The organism is Sulfitobacter sp. W027 (assembly GCF_025143985.1).
Lineage (GTDB): Bacteria > Pseudomonadota > Alphaproteobacteria > Rhodobacterales > Rhodobacteraceae > Sulfitobacter.
In genome coordinates this window covers 497,501-512,932 of the sequence record NZ_CP083564.1, presented here as the reverse complement: position 1 = coordinate 512,932, position 15,432 = coordinate 497,501, and the positions used below count along the sequence as shown (strand labels likewise).

General features: G+C 57.7%; 9 protein-coding genes and 2 rRNA genes (1 of these 11 running past the window's edge). All 11 read right to left on the bottom strand.

The features are described from left to right. Window positions 1–9: 9 nt before the first annotated feature. Entirely contained in the window at window positions 10–4,260 is a 4,251-nt protein-coding gene (gene rpoC / locus K3759_RS02490; RefSeq protein WP_259984182.1) for a DNA-directed RNA polymerase subunit beta', read from the bottom strand. Window positions 4,261–4,355: 95 nt separating this feature from the next. Then, window positions 4,356–8,492 (bottom strand): DNA-directed RNA polymerase subunit beta, encoded by a 4,137-nt coding sequence (gene rpoB / locus K3759_RS02485; RefSeq protein WP_259984181.1) that lies wholly within the window; start codon window positions 8,490–8,492, stop codon window positions 4,356–4,358. A gap of 246 nt (window positions 8,493–8,738) precedes the next feature. Further along, window positions 8,739–9,110, bottom strand: a complete 372-nt coding sequence (rplL, locus tag K3759_RS02480; RefSeq protein ID WP_259984180.1) for a 50S ribosomal protein L7/L12 — start codon at window positions 9,108–9,110, stop codon at window positions 8,739–8,741. A 74-nt stretch (window positions 9,111–9,184) separates the two neighbouring features. Continuing rightward, window positions 9,185–9,700, bottom strand: a complete 516-nt coding sequence (gene rplJ / locus K3759_RS02475; protein WP_007118819.1) for a 50S ribosomal protein L10 — start codon at window positions 9,698–9,700, stop codon at window positions 9,185–9,187. Window positions 9,701–9,974: 274 nt separating this feature from the next. Beyond that, complete coding sequence (gene rplA, locus K3759_RS02470) at window positions 9,975–10,673, bottom strand: 50S ribosomal protein L1 (RefSeq protein ID WP_259984179.1); 699 nt, start codon at window positions 10,671–10,673, stop codon at window positions 9,975–9,977. Window position 10,674: 1 nt separating this feature from the next. Next, window positions 10,675–11,100 (bottom strand): 50S ribosomal protein L11, encoded by a 426-nt coding sequence (rplK, locus tag K3759_RS02465; protein ID WP_067622128.1) that lies wholly within the window; start codon window positions 11,098–11,100, stop codon window positions 10,675–10,677. Window positions 11,101–11,245: 145 nt separating this feature from the next. Then, complete coding sequence (gene nusG, locus K3759_RS02460; protein WP_007118816.1) at window positions 11,246–11,779, bottom strand: transcription termination/antitermination protein NusG; 534 nt, start codon at window positions 11,777–11,779, stop codon at window positions 11,246–11,248. Window positions 11,780–11,987: 208 nt separating this feature from the next. Next, window positions 11,988–12,185, bottom strand: coding sequence for a preprotein translocase subunit SecE (gene secE / locus K3759_RS02455; RefSeq protein ID WP_259984178.1), 198 nt, complete (start codon window positions 12,183–12,185; stop codon window positions 11,988–11,990). A gap of 76 nt (window positions 12,186–12,261) precedes the next feature. Further along, entirely contained in the window at window positions 12,262–12,897 is a 636-nt protein-coding gene (locus tag K3759_RS02450; RefSeq protein WP_259984177.1) for a hypothetical protein, read from the bottom strand. A gap of 181 nt (window positions 12,898–13,078) precedes the next feature. Then, a 5S ribosomal RNA gene (gene rrf / locus K3759_RS02445) occupies window positions 13,079–13,193 on the bottom strand. Between the two features lie 180 nt (window positions 13,194–13,373). Continuing rightward, window positions 13,374–15,432: ribosomal RNA gene (locus tag K3759_RS02440) — 23S ribosomal RNA — on the bottom strand (it continues 775 nt past the right edge of the window).

Below are 15,432 nucleotides of genomic sequence, written 5' to 3'. Positions count from 1 at the left end.
GCCTAGCGATTAATCGCGGCTCTCGTCGTCACCGACCGGCGTGCTGAACACATCGCCACCGACAATGTCGTCATCCGCAGAGGCCGCAGGTGCTGCCAGGGCAGCGGCGGCTTCGGCCTCTTCGCGGCGCGCTTCGATCACGACGTTGTCGCGGTCTGTCGCCACTTTGCGCATCTGCTGGGTTGCCCCACCAGTGCCCGCCGGGATCAGACGTCCCACGATGACGTTCTCTTTCAGACCGACCAGTTTGTCCCGCTTGCCCTGAACCGAAGCTTCGGTCAGCACGCGCGTTGTTTCCTGGAAGGACGCGGCAGAGATGAAGCTGCGGGTCTGCAGCGACGCCTTGGTGATTCCCAACAGGATCGGTTCGCCCTTCGCGGGACGGCCGCCCTTCTTGATCGCCTTCTCGTTGGCCTGATCAAACTCCTGCTTGTCGACGTGTTCGCCCTTCAGCAGCGTGGTGTCACCGCTTTCTTGGATTTCCCACTTCTGCAGCATCTGACGCACGATGACTTCGATGTGTTTGTCGTTAATCTTCACACCCTGCAGTCGGTACACGTCCTGCACTTCGTCGATCATGTATTCAGCCAAGGCTTCGACGCCCATGATCGCCAGAATGTCGTGCGGCGCGGGGTTGCCGTCCATGATGTAGTCACCCTTCTGCACGAAGTCACCTTCGGCAACGGGGATGTGTTTCCCCTTGGGCACCATGTATTCAACCTTCACGTCCGGATCATCCGAGCTTTCAATCGAGATGCGGCGCTTGTTCTTGTAGTCCTTGCCGAAACGCACATAGCCGTCGATTTCCGCGATGATGGCGTGGTCCTTGGGGCGACGTGCCTCAAAGAGTTCGGCCACACGTGGCAGACCACCGGTAATGTCCTTCGTCTTGCTGCCTTCGCGCGGGATACGCGCGATGATGTCACCAGCTTGAACTTCGGTCTGATCCTCAATGGACAGAACCGCATCCACGGACATTGGATAGGTCACCGGGTTGCCCGCATCGTTGCGGACCGGCTCGCCATCGTCACCGACCAGAATGATCTCGGGCTTCAGCTCGTTGCCTTTGGGGGCCGCGCGCCAGTCGATCACGATCTTCTGGGTCATGCCTGTCGCATCATCGGTGTCTTCTTTCACCGCGATGCCCGACACGAGGTCGACGTATTTGGCCATACCCGGCTTCTCGGCGATGATCGGTAGGGTGTAGGGATCCCATTCGAACAGTTTATCGCCGCGCACGATTGTATCGCCATCCTTGACGAAGAGCTTGGTGCCGTAGCCGACTTTGTGGCTGGCGCGCTCGTCGCCATTCTCGTCAACGATTGCCATTTTCATGTTCCGGCCCATGACGAGGATCTCGCCCGCGCTGTTTTCCAACGTCAAAGCGTTGTCGAACACGATTTTACCGGACTGGCTTGCCTCCAAGAAGGACTGCTGACCACCCTGAGCAACGCCGCCGATGTGGAAGGTCCGCATCGTCAGCTGTGTACCGGGCTCACCAATCGACTGAGCCGCGATGATGCCGACCGCTTCGCCTTGGTTCACCAAAGTACCGCGTGCAAGGTCACGACCGTAGCACATGGCGCAGACGCCCTCTTCGGCCTCACATGTCAGCGGGCTGCGGATGCGCGCAGAAGCCACACCTGCTTCGTCGATCGCATCGGACAGACGTTCGTCGATCAGCGACCCTGCGGGAACGAGAACATCCTCGGTGCCCGGCACCAGAATGTCATCCGCCGCCACACGGCCCAACAAACGCTCGGCCAGCGACGATACGACTTCACCATCGTTGACAGCCGCTTCGGCAGTGATCGCAGTTTCGGTGCCACAGTCATGCTGACGCACGATGCAGTCCTGCGCCACGTCCACCAGACGACGGGTCAGGTAACCCGAGTTCGCCGTCTTCAAAGCGGTATCCGACAGACCCTTACGGGCACCGTGGGTCGAGTTGAAGTACTCGAGAACGGTCAGACCTTCTTTAAAGTTCGAGATGATCGGCGTCTCGATGATGTCGCCATTCGGCTTCGCCATCAGACCGCGCATCCCGCCCAGCTGTTTCATCTGGGTGACCGAGCCACGCGCACCGGAGTGCGCCATCATGTAGACCGAGTTCGGCTCTTTCTCGGAGCCATCCTCGTGATAAGTGATGGCCGAGATCGAGCCCATCATCGCGTCGGTGACCTTGTCGTTACACTTCGACCATGCATCGACGACTTTGTTGTACTTTTCGCCCTGAGTGATCAGGCCGTCCATGTACTGCTGTTCAAAGTCCTTCACCTGCTCGCGGGTCTCTTCCACCAGCGGCCATTTGGAGTCTGGGATCAGCATGTCGTCTTTGCCGAAGGAAATACCCGCTTTGAAAGCTTCGCGGAAACCCATCGTCATGATCTGGTCACAGAAGATAACCGACTCTTTCTGACCGCAATAACGGTAGACGGTGTCGATGACCTGCTGCACTTCTTTCTTCCGCAGCAGACGGTTGACCAGGTCAAACGGTGCTTTGGCGTTCAGCGGCAGCAGCGCGCCAAGACGTACGCGACCGGGGGTCGTGTCGAAGCGCATCATCACTTCGTTGCCTTCGGCGTCGATCTGTTTGATCCGGGCTTTGATCTTAGTGTGCAGGTGCACGGCACTGGCGTCGAGGGCGTGCTGCACCTCATCAACCGAACCAAAGACCATGCCTTCGCCAACCATGCCTTTGCGCTCAAGGGTCGTGTAGTAGAGACCCAAGATCATATCCTGCGACGGCACGATGATCGGTGCGCCGTTTGCAGGCGACAGAACGTTGTTCGTGGACATCATCAGAACACGTGCTTCCAGCTGGGCTTCCAGCGAGAGCGGTACGTGAACGGCCATCTGGTCACCGTCGAAGTCAGCGTTAAAGGCCGAGCAGACAAGCGGGTGAAGCTGGATCGCTTTACCTTCAATCAACACGGGCTCAAACGCCTGAATGCCGAGACGGTGCAGCGTCGGCGCACGGTTGAGCATGACGGGGTGTTCGCGGATCACCTCATCAAGGATGTCCCAAACCTCCGGACGCTCTTTTTCGACCAGCTTTTTCGCCTGCTTCACGGTGGAGGACAGACCTTTGGCCTCAAGCCGCGAGTAGATGAATGGCTTGAACAGCTCCAAGGCCATCTTCTTAGGCAGACCACACTGGTGCAGCTTCAACTCGGGGCCGGTCACAATGACCGAACGACCGGAGAAGTCGACGCGCTTACCCAAAAGGTTCTGACGGAAGCGACCCTGCTTACCTTTCAGCATGTCGGACAGCGACTTCAGCGGGCGCTTGTTGGCACCGGTGATTACGCGGCCACGACGGCCGTTGTCGAAGAGCGCATCGACGGATTCCTGCAGCATCCGCTTTTCGTTGCGGACGATGATGTCAGGTGCGCGCAATTCGATCAGGCGCTTCAAACGGTTGTTCCGGTTGATCACGCGGCGATACAGGTCGTTGAGGTCAGAGGTCGCAAAACGGCCCCCATCCAGCGGCACCAGCGGGCGCAGCTCTGGCGGGATCACCGGGATCACGGTCATCACCATCCACTCGGGACGGTTGCCTGACTCGAGGAAGGACTCGACCACTTTCAGACGCTTGATGATCTTCTTGGGCTTCAGCTCGCCTGTCGCTTCTTTCAAGTCGGCACGGAGGGTTTCAGCTTCGGATTCCAGATCGATCGCCGCTAGCATTTCGCGGATCGCTTCGGCACCGATATTGGCGGTGAAAGCGTCCATGCCATAGGCGTCTTGGGCGTCCATATATTCTTCTTCGGTCATCATCTGACCATATTGAAGATCGGTGAGGCCCGGCTCAATCACGACGTAGTTCTCAAAGTAGAGAACACGTTCCAGATCACGCAGGGTCATGTCCAGCATCAGGCCGATGCGCGAGGGCAGCGACTTGAGGAACCAAATGTGCGCGACGGGCGAGGCCAGCTCGATGTGGCCCATACGCTCACGACGGACCTTTTGCAGCGTCACTTCGACACCGCACTTCTCGCAGACGACGCCGCGATACTTCATCCGCTTATATTTGCCGCAAAGACATTCGTAGTCTTTGATCGGGCCAAAGATACGTGCGCAGAACAGGCCGTCACGCTCGGGCTTGAACGTCCGGTAGTTGATGGTCTCCGGTTTTTTGATCTCGCCGAAGGACCAGCTGAGGATCCGCTCGGGGGAGGCCAAAGAGACCTTGATTTCGTCAAACGCTTTTTGCGGCGTCAGCGGGTTGAACGGGTTGTTTGTCAGTTCCTGGTTCATTTTCAGATCCTTGAAAGGGGTGCGTTGGGAGGGACCGAACCCGTTTTCTTTTGAAGAAAACGGGCCGGGATTTTTAAAAAATCCCGTTTACCGCGTCACTCATCCTCCTCCGCATCCAGGAGTTCCATATTCAGGCCGAGGCCGCGCACTTCCTTGACGAGAACGTTAAAGCTCTCTGGAATGCCCGCTTCGAAGTTATCCTCGCCCTTGACGATGCTTTCATAGACCTTGGTCCGGCCCGCGACGTCGTCCGACTTGACGGTCAGCATTTCCTGCAATGTGTAAGCGGCGCCGTAAGCTTCGAGAGCCCAGACTTCCATCTCACCAAAGCGCTGGCCACCGAACTGTGCCTTACCACCCAGCGGCTGCTGTGTGACGAGGGAGTACGGCCCTGTCGAACGTGCGTGGATCTTGTCGTCCACCAGGTGGTGCAGCTTCAGCAGGTACTTGACGCCGACGGTCACCGGGCGGGCAAACTGCTCACCTGTCCGACCATCAAACAGCACCGACTGACCAGAGGTGTCGAACCCGGCCCGCTTGAGGCTGTCGTTCACATCCGCTTCCTTGGCGCCGTCAAAGACCGGCGTGGCGATTGGCACGCCGCGACGCACGTTGTCGGCCACTTCAAGAAGCGTGTCCTCGTCCATGCCGGTGATGCCTTCTTCGTAGACATCATCGCCATAAGCCAGCTGCATTGCTTCACGCACAGGAGTCAGATCGCCGGAACGCTTATACTCTTGCAGCGCCTCGTCGATGTTGATGCCCAGACCGCGTGCGGCCCAGCCCATGTGTGTCTCAAGGATCTGACCGACGTTCATCCGCGACGGAACACCCAGAGGGTTAAGGCAGAAGTCGACCGGGGTGCCATCGGCGAGGAACGGCATGTCCTCCATCGGCACCACTTTCGAGATCACACCCTTGTTCCCGTGACGACCGGCCATCTTGTCGCCCGGCTGCAGCTTGCGCTTCACCGCCACGAACACTTTGACCATCTTCATCACACCCGGGGGCAGATCGTCACCACGACGTACTTTCTCGACCTTATCCTCGAAACGTGCATCCAAGGTCCGTTTCTGGATCTCGTACTGCTCGTTCAGGGCTTCGACGATCTTCGCGTCATCCTCGTCCTCAAGGGCCAGCTGCCACCACTGACCACGGGTCAGGGTTTCCAGCAGTTCCTCGGTGATCTGGCTGTTCGCCTTCACACCTTTCGGGCCTTTGACAGCGATTTTGCCAAGGATCATGTCTTTGAGACGCGCGTAGATGTTGCGGTCGAGGATGGCCAGCTCGTCGTCCCGGTCACGGGCCAGACGTTCGACTTCCTCACGCTCAATCTGCAGCGCACGCTCGTCTTTCTCAACGCCGTGACGGTTGAAGACGCGCACTTCGACAACGGTGCCGAAATCGCCCGGCTTCACACGCAACGAAGTGTCGCGCACGTCAGAGGCTTTCTCACCAAAGATGGCACGCAGAAGCTTTTCTTCCGGCGTCATCGGGCTTTCGCCCTTCGGTGTGATCTTACCCACAAGGATGTCGCCCGGCTCTACGTCCGCACCAATATACACGATACCGGCTTCGTCGAGGTTGCGCAGGGCTTCCTCGCCGACGTTGGGAATGTCGCGGGTGATCTCTTCTGGCCCAAGCTTCGTGTCACGCGCGGCGACTTCGAATTCCTCGATGTGGATCGAGGTGAAGACGTCGTCCTGCGAAATCCGCTCGGAGATCAGGATGGAGTCTTCGTAGTTGTAGCCATTCCACGGCATGAAGGCGACGACGACGTTCTTGCCGAGCGCCAGTTCCCCCATGTCGGTGGACGGACCATCCGCGATGACCTGACCCTTGGTGACCTTCTCGCCCACTTTCACCAACGGACGCTGGTTGATGCAGGTGTTCTGGTTCGAGCGCTGGAATTTACGCATGCGGTAGATGTCCACACCCGCATCGCCCAGCTCAAGGTCTTCGGTGGCCCGGATCACGATACGCGACGCATCGACCTGGTCGATGATACCCGCACGGCGTGCCGTGTAGGCCGCCCCGGAATCGCGTGCCACAACTTCTTCGATGCCGGTGCCGACGAGCGGCGCTTCGGCTTGAAGAAGCGGTACGGCCTGACGTTGCATGTTCGAGCCCATCAGAGCGCGGTTGGCGTCGTCGTTTTCAAGGAACGGAATCAAGGAGGCCGCGACCGAGACCAACTGTTTCGGTGAAACGTCGATCAGGTCCACGTTTTCCGTCGGCGCCAGCGTGTAGTCGCCGGACTGACGGGTCGAGACCATCTCGTTCACGAACTTCATGTTCTCGTCGAGGTTGGCGTTCGCCTGTGCCACGGTGTGACGCATTTCCTCGGTCGCGGACATGTAGTGCACTTCGTCGGTGACGGTGCTGTCTTTGACCACGCGGTAAGGCGTTTCGATGAAGCCGTATTTGTTCACGCGGGCAAAGGTGGCCAGCGAGTTGATCAGACCGATGTTCGGCCCTTCCGGCGTTTCAATCGGGCACATCCGACCATAGTGGGTCGGGTGAACGTCACGCACTTCAAAGCCCGCACGCTCACGTGTCAAACCGCCGGGTCCAAGCGCCGAGAGGCGACGTTTGTGCGTCACTTCGGAGAGCGGGTTGGTTTGGTCCATGAACTGCGACAGCTGCGAGGAGCCGAAGAATTCACGCACCGCAGCCGCGGCTGGCTTGGCGTTGATCAGGTCTTGCGGCATCACGGTGTCGATCTCAACGGAGGACATCCGCTCTTTGATCGCACGCTCCATGCGCAGCAGGCCAACGCGGTACTGGTTTTCCATCAATTCGCCGACCGAACGCACACGACGGTTGCCGAGGTGGTCGATGTCGTCGATGTCGCCACGGCCATCGCGCAGGTCAACCAGCGCTTTGATACAGGCGACGATGTCGTCACGGTCCAGCGTGCGCTGTGTGTCGGGCTTTTCAAGCGCCAGACGCATGTTCATCTTCACGCGGCCAACAGCCGAGAGGTCATAGCGTTCGCTATCGAAGAACAGCGTGTCGAAGAGCGCGGAGGCGGCCTCAACGGTGGGCGGCTCGCCCGGGCGCATGACGCGGTAGATGTCCATGAGCGCGGTGTCGCGGTTCATGTTCTTGTCCATCGCCATGGTGTTGCGCATGTAGGGGCCGACGTTGACGTTGTCGATGTCCAACAACGGAATCTCGGTGATGCCCGCGTCGATCAGCTCCTTCGCGGTGCCACCGATCAGCGTGCCGTCCTTGTCATACTCCAGCGTCAACTCGTCACCGGCCTCGACATAGATCGCGCCGGTTTCTTCGTTGATGATGTCGCGCGCGACGAATTTGCCAACGATGTGATCGAAGGGCAGCAGCAGTTCTTTGACTTTGCCTTCGTCGAGCAGCTTTTTGACGGCCCGAGGCGTGACCTTTTTGGTGGCTTCGAACAGAATTTCGCCAGTGGCCGCATCAACCAAGTCATAGGTCGGACGGGTGCCGCGCACACGGTCGGGGAAGAAGGGTGCAACCCAGCCCTTGTTCTTCTCAAGCGTGTAGGTGACGGTTTTGTAGTAAGCGTTCATGATCGCTTCCTGATCCAGCCCAAGGGCATAGAGCAGGGTCGTCACAGGCAGTTTACGGCGACGGTCAATCCGGGCAAAGACGATGTCTTTTGCGTCGAATTCAAAGTCCAGCCAAGAGCCGCGGTAGGGGATGATGCGGCAGGCGAACAGGAGCTTGCCCGACGAGTGGGTCTTGCCCTTGTCGTGGTCAAAGAACACGCCCGGCGAACGGTGCATCTGGGATACGATCACACGCTCGGTGCCGTTAACGACAAAGGTGCCGTTCGGCGTCATTAGGGGCATGTCGCCCATGAACACGTCTTGCTCTTTGATGTCCTTGACCGACTTGGCGCCGGTATCTTCGTCTACATCGAACACGATGAGGCGCAGCGTCACCTTGAGCGGCGCGCTGTAGGTCATGTCACGCTGCTGACATTCCTCAACATCGTATTTCGGTTTTTCCAGCTCGTACTTGACGTATTCAAGCACGGAGGTCTCGTTGAAATCCTTGATCGGGAAAACCGACTGGAAAACGCCTGTGATACCTTCACCATCGGTGGGGGTCTCGGCGTCGCCGGAATTCAGGAACAGATCGTAAGAGGATTTCTGAACCTCGATGAGGTTCGGCATCTCCAGCACTTCGCGGATTTTGCCGTAATATTTACGCAGACGTTTCTGGCCAAGGAAGGATTGTGCCATGTGTCGTGTCACCTTTCGTGTCTCTTGCCGAGCGCATCAACCACCGGGGCCGTGGTGCGCGCCCATAAGAGCGGAAAATCCGGGTCAATTCTTGGAATGCGTCCCACTGCATCCCTTCCGACCATGGACCTCTCCAGAGAAATACTCCGCTGCGCGGAACATTCGTCAAAACAGGTCAGGCTGGACAGGAAAACCTCCCGTCCAGCCCTTGTTCATGCGTGGTGCGTGAGAACACGCACCTCTGGCTTAGGCCAGCTCGACTTCGGCGCCAGCTGCTTCCAGCTTGCCTTTGATCTCTTCGGCTTCGGCTTTGTCGACGCCTTCTTTGATCTTGCCACCGGCTTCGACCAGGTCTTTGGCTTCTTTCAGGCCGAGACCTGTGATGCCGCGGACTTCCTTGATCACGTTGATCTTGGATGCGCCGGCGTTCTTCAGAACGACGTCGAATTCGGTCTTTTCTTCTTCGGCAGCGCCACCTTCAGCAGGGCCGGCCATCATCACTGCGCCGCCAGCGGCGGGCTCGATGCCGTACTCGTCTTTCAGGATGGTTTTCAGTTCTTGTGCTTCAAGCAGAGTCAGACCAACGATGTCTTCTGCCAGTTTCTTCAGATCAGCCATGTTTAGCTCTTTCCGTTACGATATGTGTGTTCCAACGCGCGTGTTCAACCCGAGCGCCGGCTTGACGATATGCCTTACGCAGCCGCCTTGTCCTCGATCGTGGACAAGATGGATGCGATGTTGCTTGCAGGTGCGCCAATGGCCCCGGCGATGTTCGAAGCAGGTGCGCCGAGCATGCCCGCGATGGTGGAGATAAGCTCCTCCCGCGAAGGCATTTTCGACACGGCTTCGACACCAGCGGCGTCCAACGCGTTCTCACCCATGGAACCACCGAGGATCACCAGCTTTGGGTTTTCCTTGGAGAATTCCTGAGCAACCTTGGCCGCAGCCACAGGATCCTCAGAATAGGTCAGAACGGTCATACCCGTCAGAAGGTCAGCGATGCTTTCGCATGGCTTGCCCTCAAGGGCGATCTTGGCGAGCCTGTTTTTGGCAACACGCACGGCCCCACCGGCAGCGCGTGCGCGCGCCCGAAGGTCCTGCATTTCGGCAACTGTCAAACCGACGTAGTGGCTAACCACAACGACGCCAGAGCTTTCAAAGATCTGGCCGAGTTCGTCGACCAGCTGTTCTTTTTGTGCTCTATCCACAGTTTCACTCCAAATTTGGGGGTTGCCCCCCGGCTCAGTTCAGGATGCGATACTCTGCATCCCATTCGGGTCCAATGTCAGGGTCCCGGCCAAAACCGCCCGAGGGCAGAATTTTTCCGGTTTCCCATCTCAGGAAGGAATTATTCAGGCCGCAGCCCAAACCCTCCGTCTCGGACAGACGCGCGGACCGATCTTCTGGTCCTTGCGTATCTGACGGCCGAAGCCGCCAAATCTCGGGTCGTAAGGTGGGAGGCTGCCCCCCCACCCCACTGGATCACTCGGCGGTTGCGTTCTCGACAGCGACCGACACGCCCGGGCCCATTGTGGAGCTCAGGTTGATCTTTTTCATATATGTGCCCTTGGAGCCGGAAGGCTTCGCTTTGGACACGGCGCCGACGAAGGCGCGGATGTTTTCGACCAGTTTGGCTTCGTCGAAGGACAGTTTGCCAACGCCAGCGTGGACGACACCGCCCTTTTCGGCCTTGAACTGAACTTCACCGCCCTTGGCCGCTTTCACGGCGTCGGCGACGTCCATGGTCACGGTGCCAACCTTGGGGTTCGGCATCAGGTTACGGGGGCCAAGCACTTTACCCAGACGGCCAACGATCGGCATCATGTCGGGTGTCGCGATGCAACGATCAAAGTCGATCTTGCCGGACTGCACGGTTTCCATCAGGTCTTCTGCGCCAACGATATCTGCGCCAGCCTTTTCGGCTTCTTCAGCTTTCGCGCCACGGGCGAAGACGGCAACGCGCATGGTTTTGCCGGTGCCGTTGGGCAGGCCGACAACACCGCGGACCATCTGGTCTGCGTGGCGTGGGTCAACACCGAGGTTCATGGCGATCTCGATGGTTTCGTCGAACTTCGCGTTTGCGTTTGCTTTGATGAGGCTTACCGCTTCTTCAACGGACAGGTCCTCTTTGCCAGCAAAGGCTTCACGGGCGGCGCGGGTGCGTTTACCAAGTTTTGCCATCTTACTTCACCTCGATGCCCATGGACCGGGCGGAGCCCAGGATGATTTTCATCGCCGCTTCCACGTCATTCGCGGACAGGTCGGCGGCTTTTGCTTCTGCAATCTCGCGCAGCTGCTTGGTGGTCACGGTGCCGACGGTCTCACGCGAAGGCGTTTTCGCGCCAGAGTTCACCTTGGCAGCTTTTTTCAGGTAGTAGGACGCCGGGGGCGTCTTGATGTCCATGGTGAAGGACTTGTCCTGATAGTAGCTGATCACGGTGGGGCACGGTGCGCCCGGCTCCATGTCTGCGGTCTTGGCGTTGAACGCCTTGCAGAATTCCATGATGTTGATGCCGCGCTGACCGAGAGCCGGACCAACGGGCGGGGACGGGTTTGCTTGACCCGCTTTAACTTGCAACTTCATCGTACCGACGAGTTTCTTGGCCATCTGACCATTCTCCTTTCAACACCCTTGGGGCGCGCCCCGCGGGATCTTCGTTGCGTGGTCCGGGTTGGGCGCCGCGGCGCCCTTGCCTCCCACAGTGACCGACACCCTCGGGCGCCGGGATGGCGAGCCTAGGCCCGCCATACACTCAGATCTGCTTGTTGACCTGAGTGAATTCCAATTCGACCGGGGTTTCCCGACCAAAGATCGAGACCGACACCTTGAGGCGCTGGTTGTCCTCGTCGACTTCCTCGATCATGCCGTCGAAGTCCTCGAACGGACCGTCGGCAACCTTGACCTTCTCGCCGATCTCGAAGTGGATCAGCGTGCGTGGGGCTTCTTCGCCTTCCTGCACACGACCCAGGATCGCTTGAACCTCAGCATCGCGCATCGGCATCGGGCGGCCTTGCGGGCCCAGGAAACCGGTGACGCGGTTGATCGAGTTGATCAGGTGATAGCCCGCGTCGGACATTTCCATATGCACCAGCACATAGCCGGGCATGAAGCGACGCTCGGTTGTCACCTTCTTGCCGCGCCGGACCTCAATCACCTCTTCGGTGGGCACCAGCACTTCGTCAATCTGGTCTTCAAGTTCCTGCTCGGCCACGGATGCGCGGATCTGCTCGGCGATCTTCTTTTCGAAGTTCGACAGGACACTGACCGAATACCACCGTTTTGCCATCTGAACTCTGGTCCCTGTCTTGCCATGCGGGCTGTCCCGGCATGTAAATTCGTCAATCACACGGGGCCTCTGCCCCGCAACGTCTGAACAAAAAATCGGCGCGCAACTCGAATCGCCGCACGCCCCTTTTCAGGTCAGGTCTGCGCAATAGCCCGCGCAGACGCAGGTTTCAAGGGTGTAAACATAAATTCACCCATGCGGGCGATGCTCAGCCGAACATACCCAGAACCTGCTGCAGCCCGCCGCGGATCAGAATGTCGACAATCGCAAAGAAAACAGCTGTCAGCGCGGCAAGAATAAAAACCATCACCGTGGTCAGCATGACTTCGCGTTTGGTTGGCCAAACAACCTTGGCGACTTCGGTGCGGACCTGCTGGATGAACTGAAGCGGATTGGTAGTGGCCATGACATGTTTCCCTATTGGCGGATTTTGGGGATGTAACGGGTCCGTCGTCTAGTTTCAAGACTACATCGCCTAGGGGCTAGACCTCGGTCTCGCGAAGCCGGTCAAACCGGCGGGCAAGCGCCTCATCATGGCGCATGTCGGCGGCTGCCATCTCGCCAAAGTCTGGAAGGTAGAGACCATCCACTGTCCCTTCGGGGAATCGATCGAGCACCGCATCCCATTTCATCGCAAAGGCATCCAACCGCGCATGAAGTCGGACGGCCCGTGCTGGTCTCCGCCCGGCGTACCAGCGCCCAAACGCCATTGCCCGCTGCCAGAAGCTGTCGTAGCCAAGGGCAAAAAAGACCCCCAGCGTGACAAAGATAGTACCGACAACCACGCCCAGCACCAACCAAGGCTGTAGGATTACAGTTAGCACAAGAAGGCTGAGTACAACCGCCCGCAGCGAGGGGCGTTTCTTGGGTAAGTTTAGTGCCAAAGGCTTACGGGATTTGCACTGGGCCGTCTCCGGTGCCGACAAGTCTGGGAAAGTTCTCCGCCCCATGCGCCGCGGTTTGACCGCCGGCTCTTGTGACATTGCCATTGTAGCCTGAGCTGAGCTCGGTTGTTCGCTCTTCTGCGCGTCCTGCATCAGATTGCGTATTGCAGAACGCGGTGCGGCGTCCAACTCGGGCGCTGTGGAGGTATCGGCCTTATCTATATGGTTGGTCATATCAGTCTCTCTACGCAGTTGCGAAAGAGTTACCGATCTATTGCGCCTCGGGCAGGGCGGAAAATGGACAGATCTGCGGCACCTTTCCGCTTTTCCCAACGCAAAACCGCCGCTGCATGTTATGCAGCGGCGGTTTTGAATGATCATCGTAGAGAGATACTGATTATCAGGAACTTATTAGGTTTGGCGATGACCTACTCTCCCACGTCTTAAGACGCAGTACCATCGGCGCTACGGCACTTAACGGCTGGGTTCGGGATGGGACCAGGTGTTTTGCTCGCGCTATGATCACCAAACCAAATAAATTCCTGACGCGCTTTGCTCTGCAGAGCGACGGCGGGAGGCAGGGTATCCGTAGGATGCCCGTTCCCGCACCGTCTCCATTGGAGCGCAAAGCGTTTGTTTTCCAAGTCATGTACAACTGATTGTATGTGTATGCTTTTGATTGATAAGTTGAAGTCTTGCTTCTACTGGATCAAATCAAGCCTATCGAGCAATTAGTACCAGTCAACTGAACGTGTTACCACGCTTACATCTCTGGCCTATCGACGTGGTGGTCTACCACGGCTCTCAGGGATACCTTGTTTTGAGGGGGGCTTCCCGCTTAGATGCCTTCAGCGGTTATCCTGTCCGATCATAGCTACCCAGCACTGCTATTGGCATAACAACTGGTCCACCAGTGGATCGTTCACCCCGGTCCTCTCGTACTAGGGGCAACTCCTCTCAAGTATCCTACACCCACGGAAGATAGGGACCGAACTGTCTCACGACGTTCTAAACCCAGCTCACGTACCTCTTTAAACGGCGAACAGCCGTACCCTTGGGACCTGCTCCAGCCCCAGGATGAGATGAGCCGACATCGAGGTGCCAAACACTGCCGTCGATATGGACTCTTGGGCAGTATCAGCCTGTTATCCCCGGCGTACCTTTTATCCGTTGAGCGATGGCCCTCCCACTTGGGACCACCGGATCACTATGGCCGTCTTTCGACTCTGCTCGACTTGTCAGTCTCGCAGTCAGGCTGGCTTCTGCCATTGCACTCAACGAGCGATTTCCGACCGCTCTGAGCCAACCTTCGCGCGCCTCCGTTACGATTTAGGAGGCGACCGCCCCAGTCAAACTACCCGCCACACAGGGTCCCGGAACCGGATAACGGTCCGCGGTTAGACATCAAGCAGAACAAGGGTGGTATCTCAAGGGAGGCTCCACCGAGACTGGCGTCTCGGTTTCAAAGCCCACCACCTATCCTGCACATGTTCGGCCTAATGCCAGTGTGAAGCTGTAGTAAAGGTGCACGGGGTCTTTCCGTCTAACCGCGGGTAACCGGCATCTTGACCGGTAATTCAATTTCGCTGAGTCTATGTTGGAGACAGCGGGGAAGTCGTTACGCCATTCGTGCAGGTCGGAACTTACCCGACAAGGAATTTCGCTACCTTAGGACCGTTATAGTTACGGCCGCCGTTTACCTGGGCTTCAATTCAGAGCTCTCACCCCTCCTTTTAACCTTCAGGCACCGGGCAGGCGTCAGACCCTATACGTCGTCTTACGACTTCGCAGAGCCCTGTGTTTTTAATAAACAGTCGCCACCCCCTGGTTTGTGCCCCCAGCCTCTAGTTGCCTAGAAACCGGGCCTCCTTCTCGCGAACTTACGGAGGTATTTTGCCGAGTTCCTTCAACATAGTTCTCTCAAGCGCCTTGGTATTCTCTACCTGTCCACCTGTGTCGGTTTAGGGTACGATCTAGCGATGGAGCTATTTCCAGGGACCTCTAAGCAGCCCATTCAATCCGATAAGGATGAACTACCCTCGAGATCCGTCACTTCCATCTGGCCCAGGAATATTAACCTGGTTCCCATCGACTACGCCTTTCGGCCTCGCCTTAGGGGTCGGCTTACCCTGCTCAGATTAGCTTTAAGCAGGAACCCTTGGACTTTCGGCGAGAGTGTCTCTCACACTCTTTGTCGCTACTCATGTCATCATTCTCACTAGTGATCTCTCCACCGGATCGCTCACGCGCCAGCTTCACAGAAAGCTCCTTGTGTCCAATCCGTCCCGAGGGACGATAAGGACACATGGAACTATGTCACACTACGCTCTGCTACCATGCAATAAATGCATCCTCAGCTTCGGCTCATGGCTTGAGCCCCGTTACATCTTCGCCGCAAGACAACTTATTTAGACCAGTGAGCTGTTACGCTATCTTTAAAGGATGGCTGCTTCTAAGCCAACCTCCTGGTTGTTTTGGTCGTCTCACCTGCTTTCCCACTTAGCCATGAATTAGGGGCCTTAGCTGGAGGTTAGGGTTGTTTCCCTCTTCACGACGGACGTTAGCATTCGCCGTGTGTCTGCCGACTAGTACTCACCGGTATTCGGAGTTTGGTTAGGATCAGTAAGCCTGTGGGGCCCCATTACCCATCCAGTGCTCTACCCCCGGTGGTATTCGGTCGACGCTCTACCTAAATAGATTTCGCAGAGAACCAGCTATCTCCGAGTTTGATTGGCCTTTCACCCCTAGGCACAGCTCATCCCGATCTTT

Excerpts from the sequence above, each read along its gene's own strand:
- rpoB (WP_259984181.1), bottom strand. The coding sequence starts at position 8,492 with ATGGCACAATCCTTCCTTGGCCAGAAACGTCTGCGTAAATATTACGGC.
- nusG (WP_007118816.1), bottom strand. The coding sequence starts at position 11,779 with ATGGCAAAACGGTGGTATTCGGTCAGTGTCCTGTCGAACTTCGAAAAG.
- rplA (WP_259984179.1), bottom strand. The coding sequence starts at position 10,673 with ATGGCAAAACTTGGTAAACGCACCCGCGCCGCCCGTGAAGCCTTTGCT.
- K3759_RS02450 (WP_259984177.1), bottom strand. The coding sequence starts at position 12,897 with ATGACCAACCATATAGATAAGGCCGATACCTCCACAGCGCCCGAGTTG.
- secE (WP_259984178.1), bottom strand. The coding sequence starts at position 12,185 with ATGGCCACTACCAATCCGCTTCAGTTCATCCAGCAGGTCCGCACCGAA.
- rpoC (WP_259984182.1), bottom strand. The coding sequence starts at position 4,260 with ATGAACCAGGAACTGACAAACAACCCGTTCAACCCGCTGACGCCGCAA.
- rplK (WP_067622128.1), bottom strand. The coding sequence starts at position 11,100 with ATGGCCAAGAAACTCGTCGGTACGATGAAGTTGCAAGTTAAAGCGGGT.
- rplL (WP_259984180.1), bottom strand. The coding sequence starts at position 9,110 with ATGGCTGATCTGAAGAAACTGGCAGAAGACATCGTTGGTCTGACTCTG.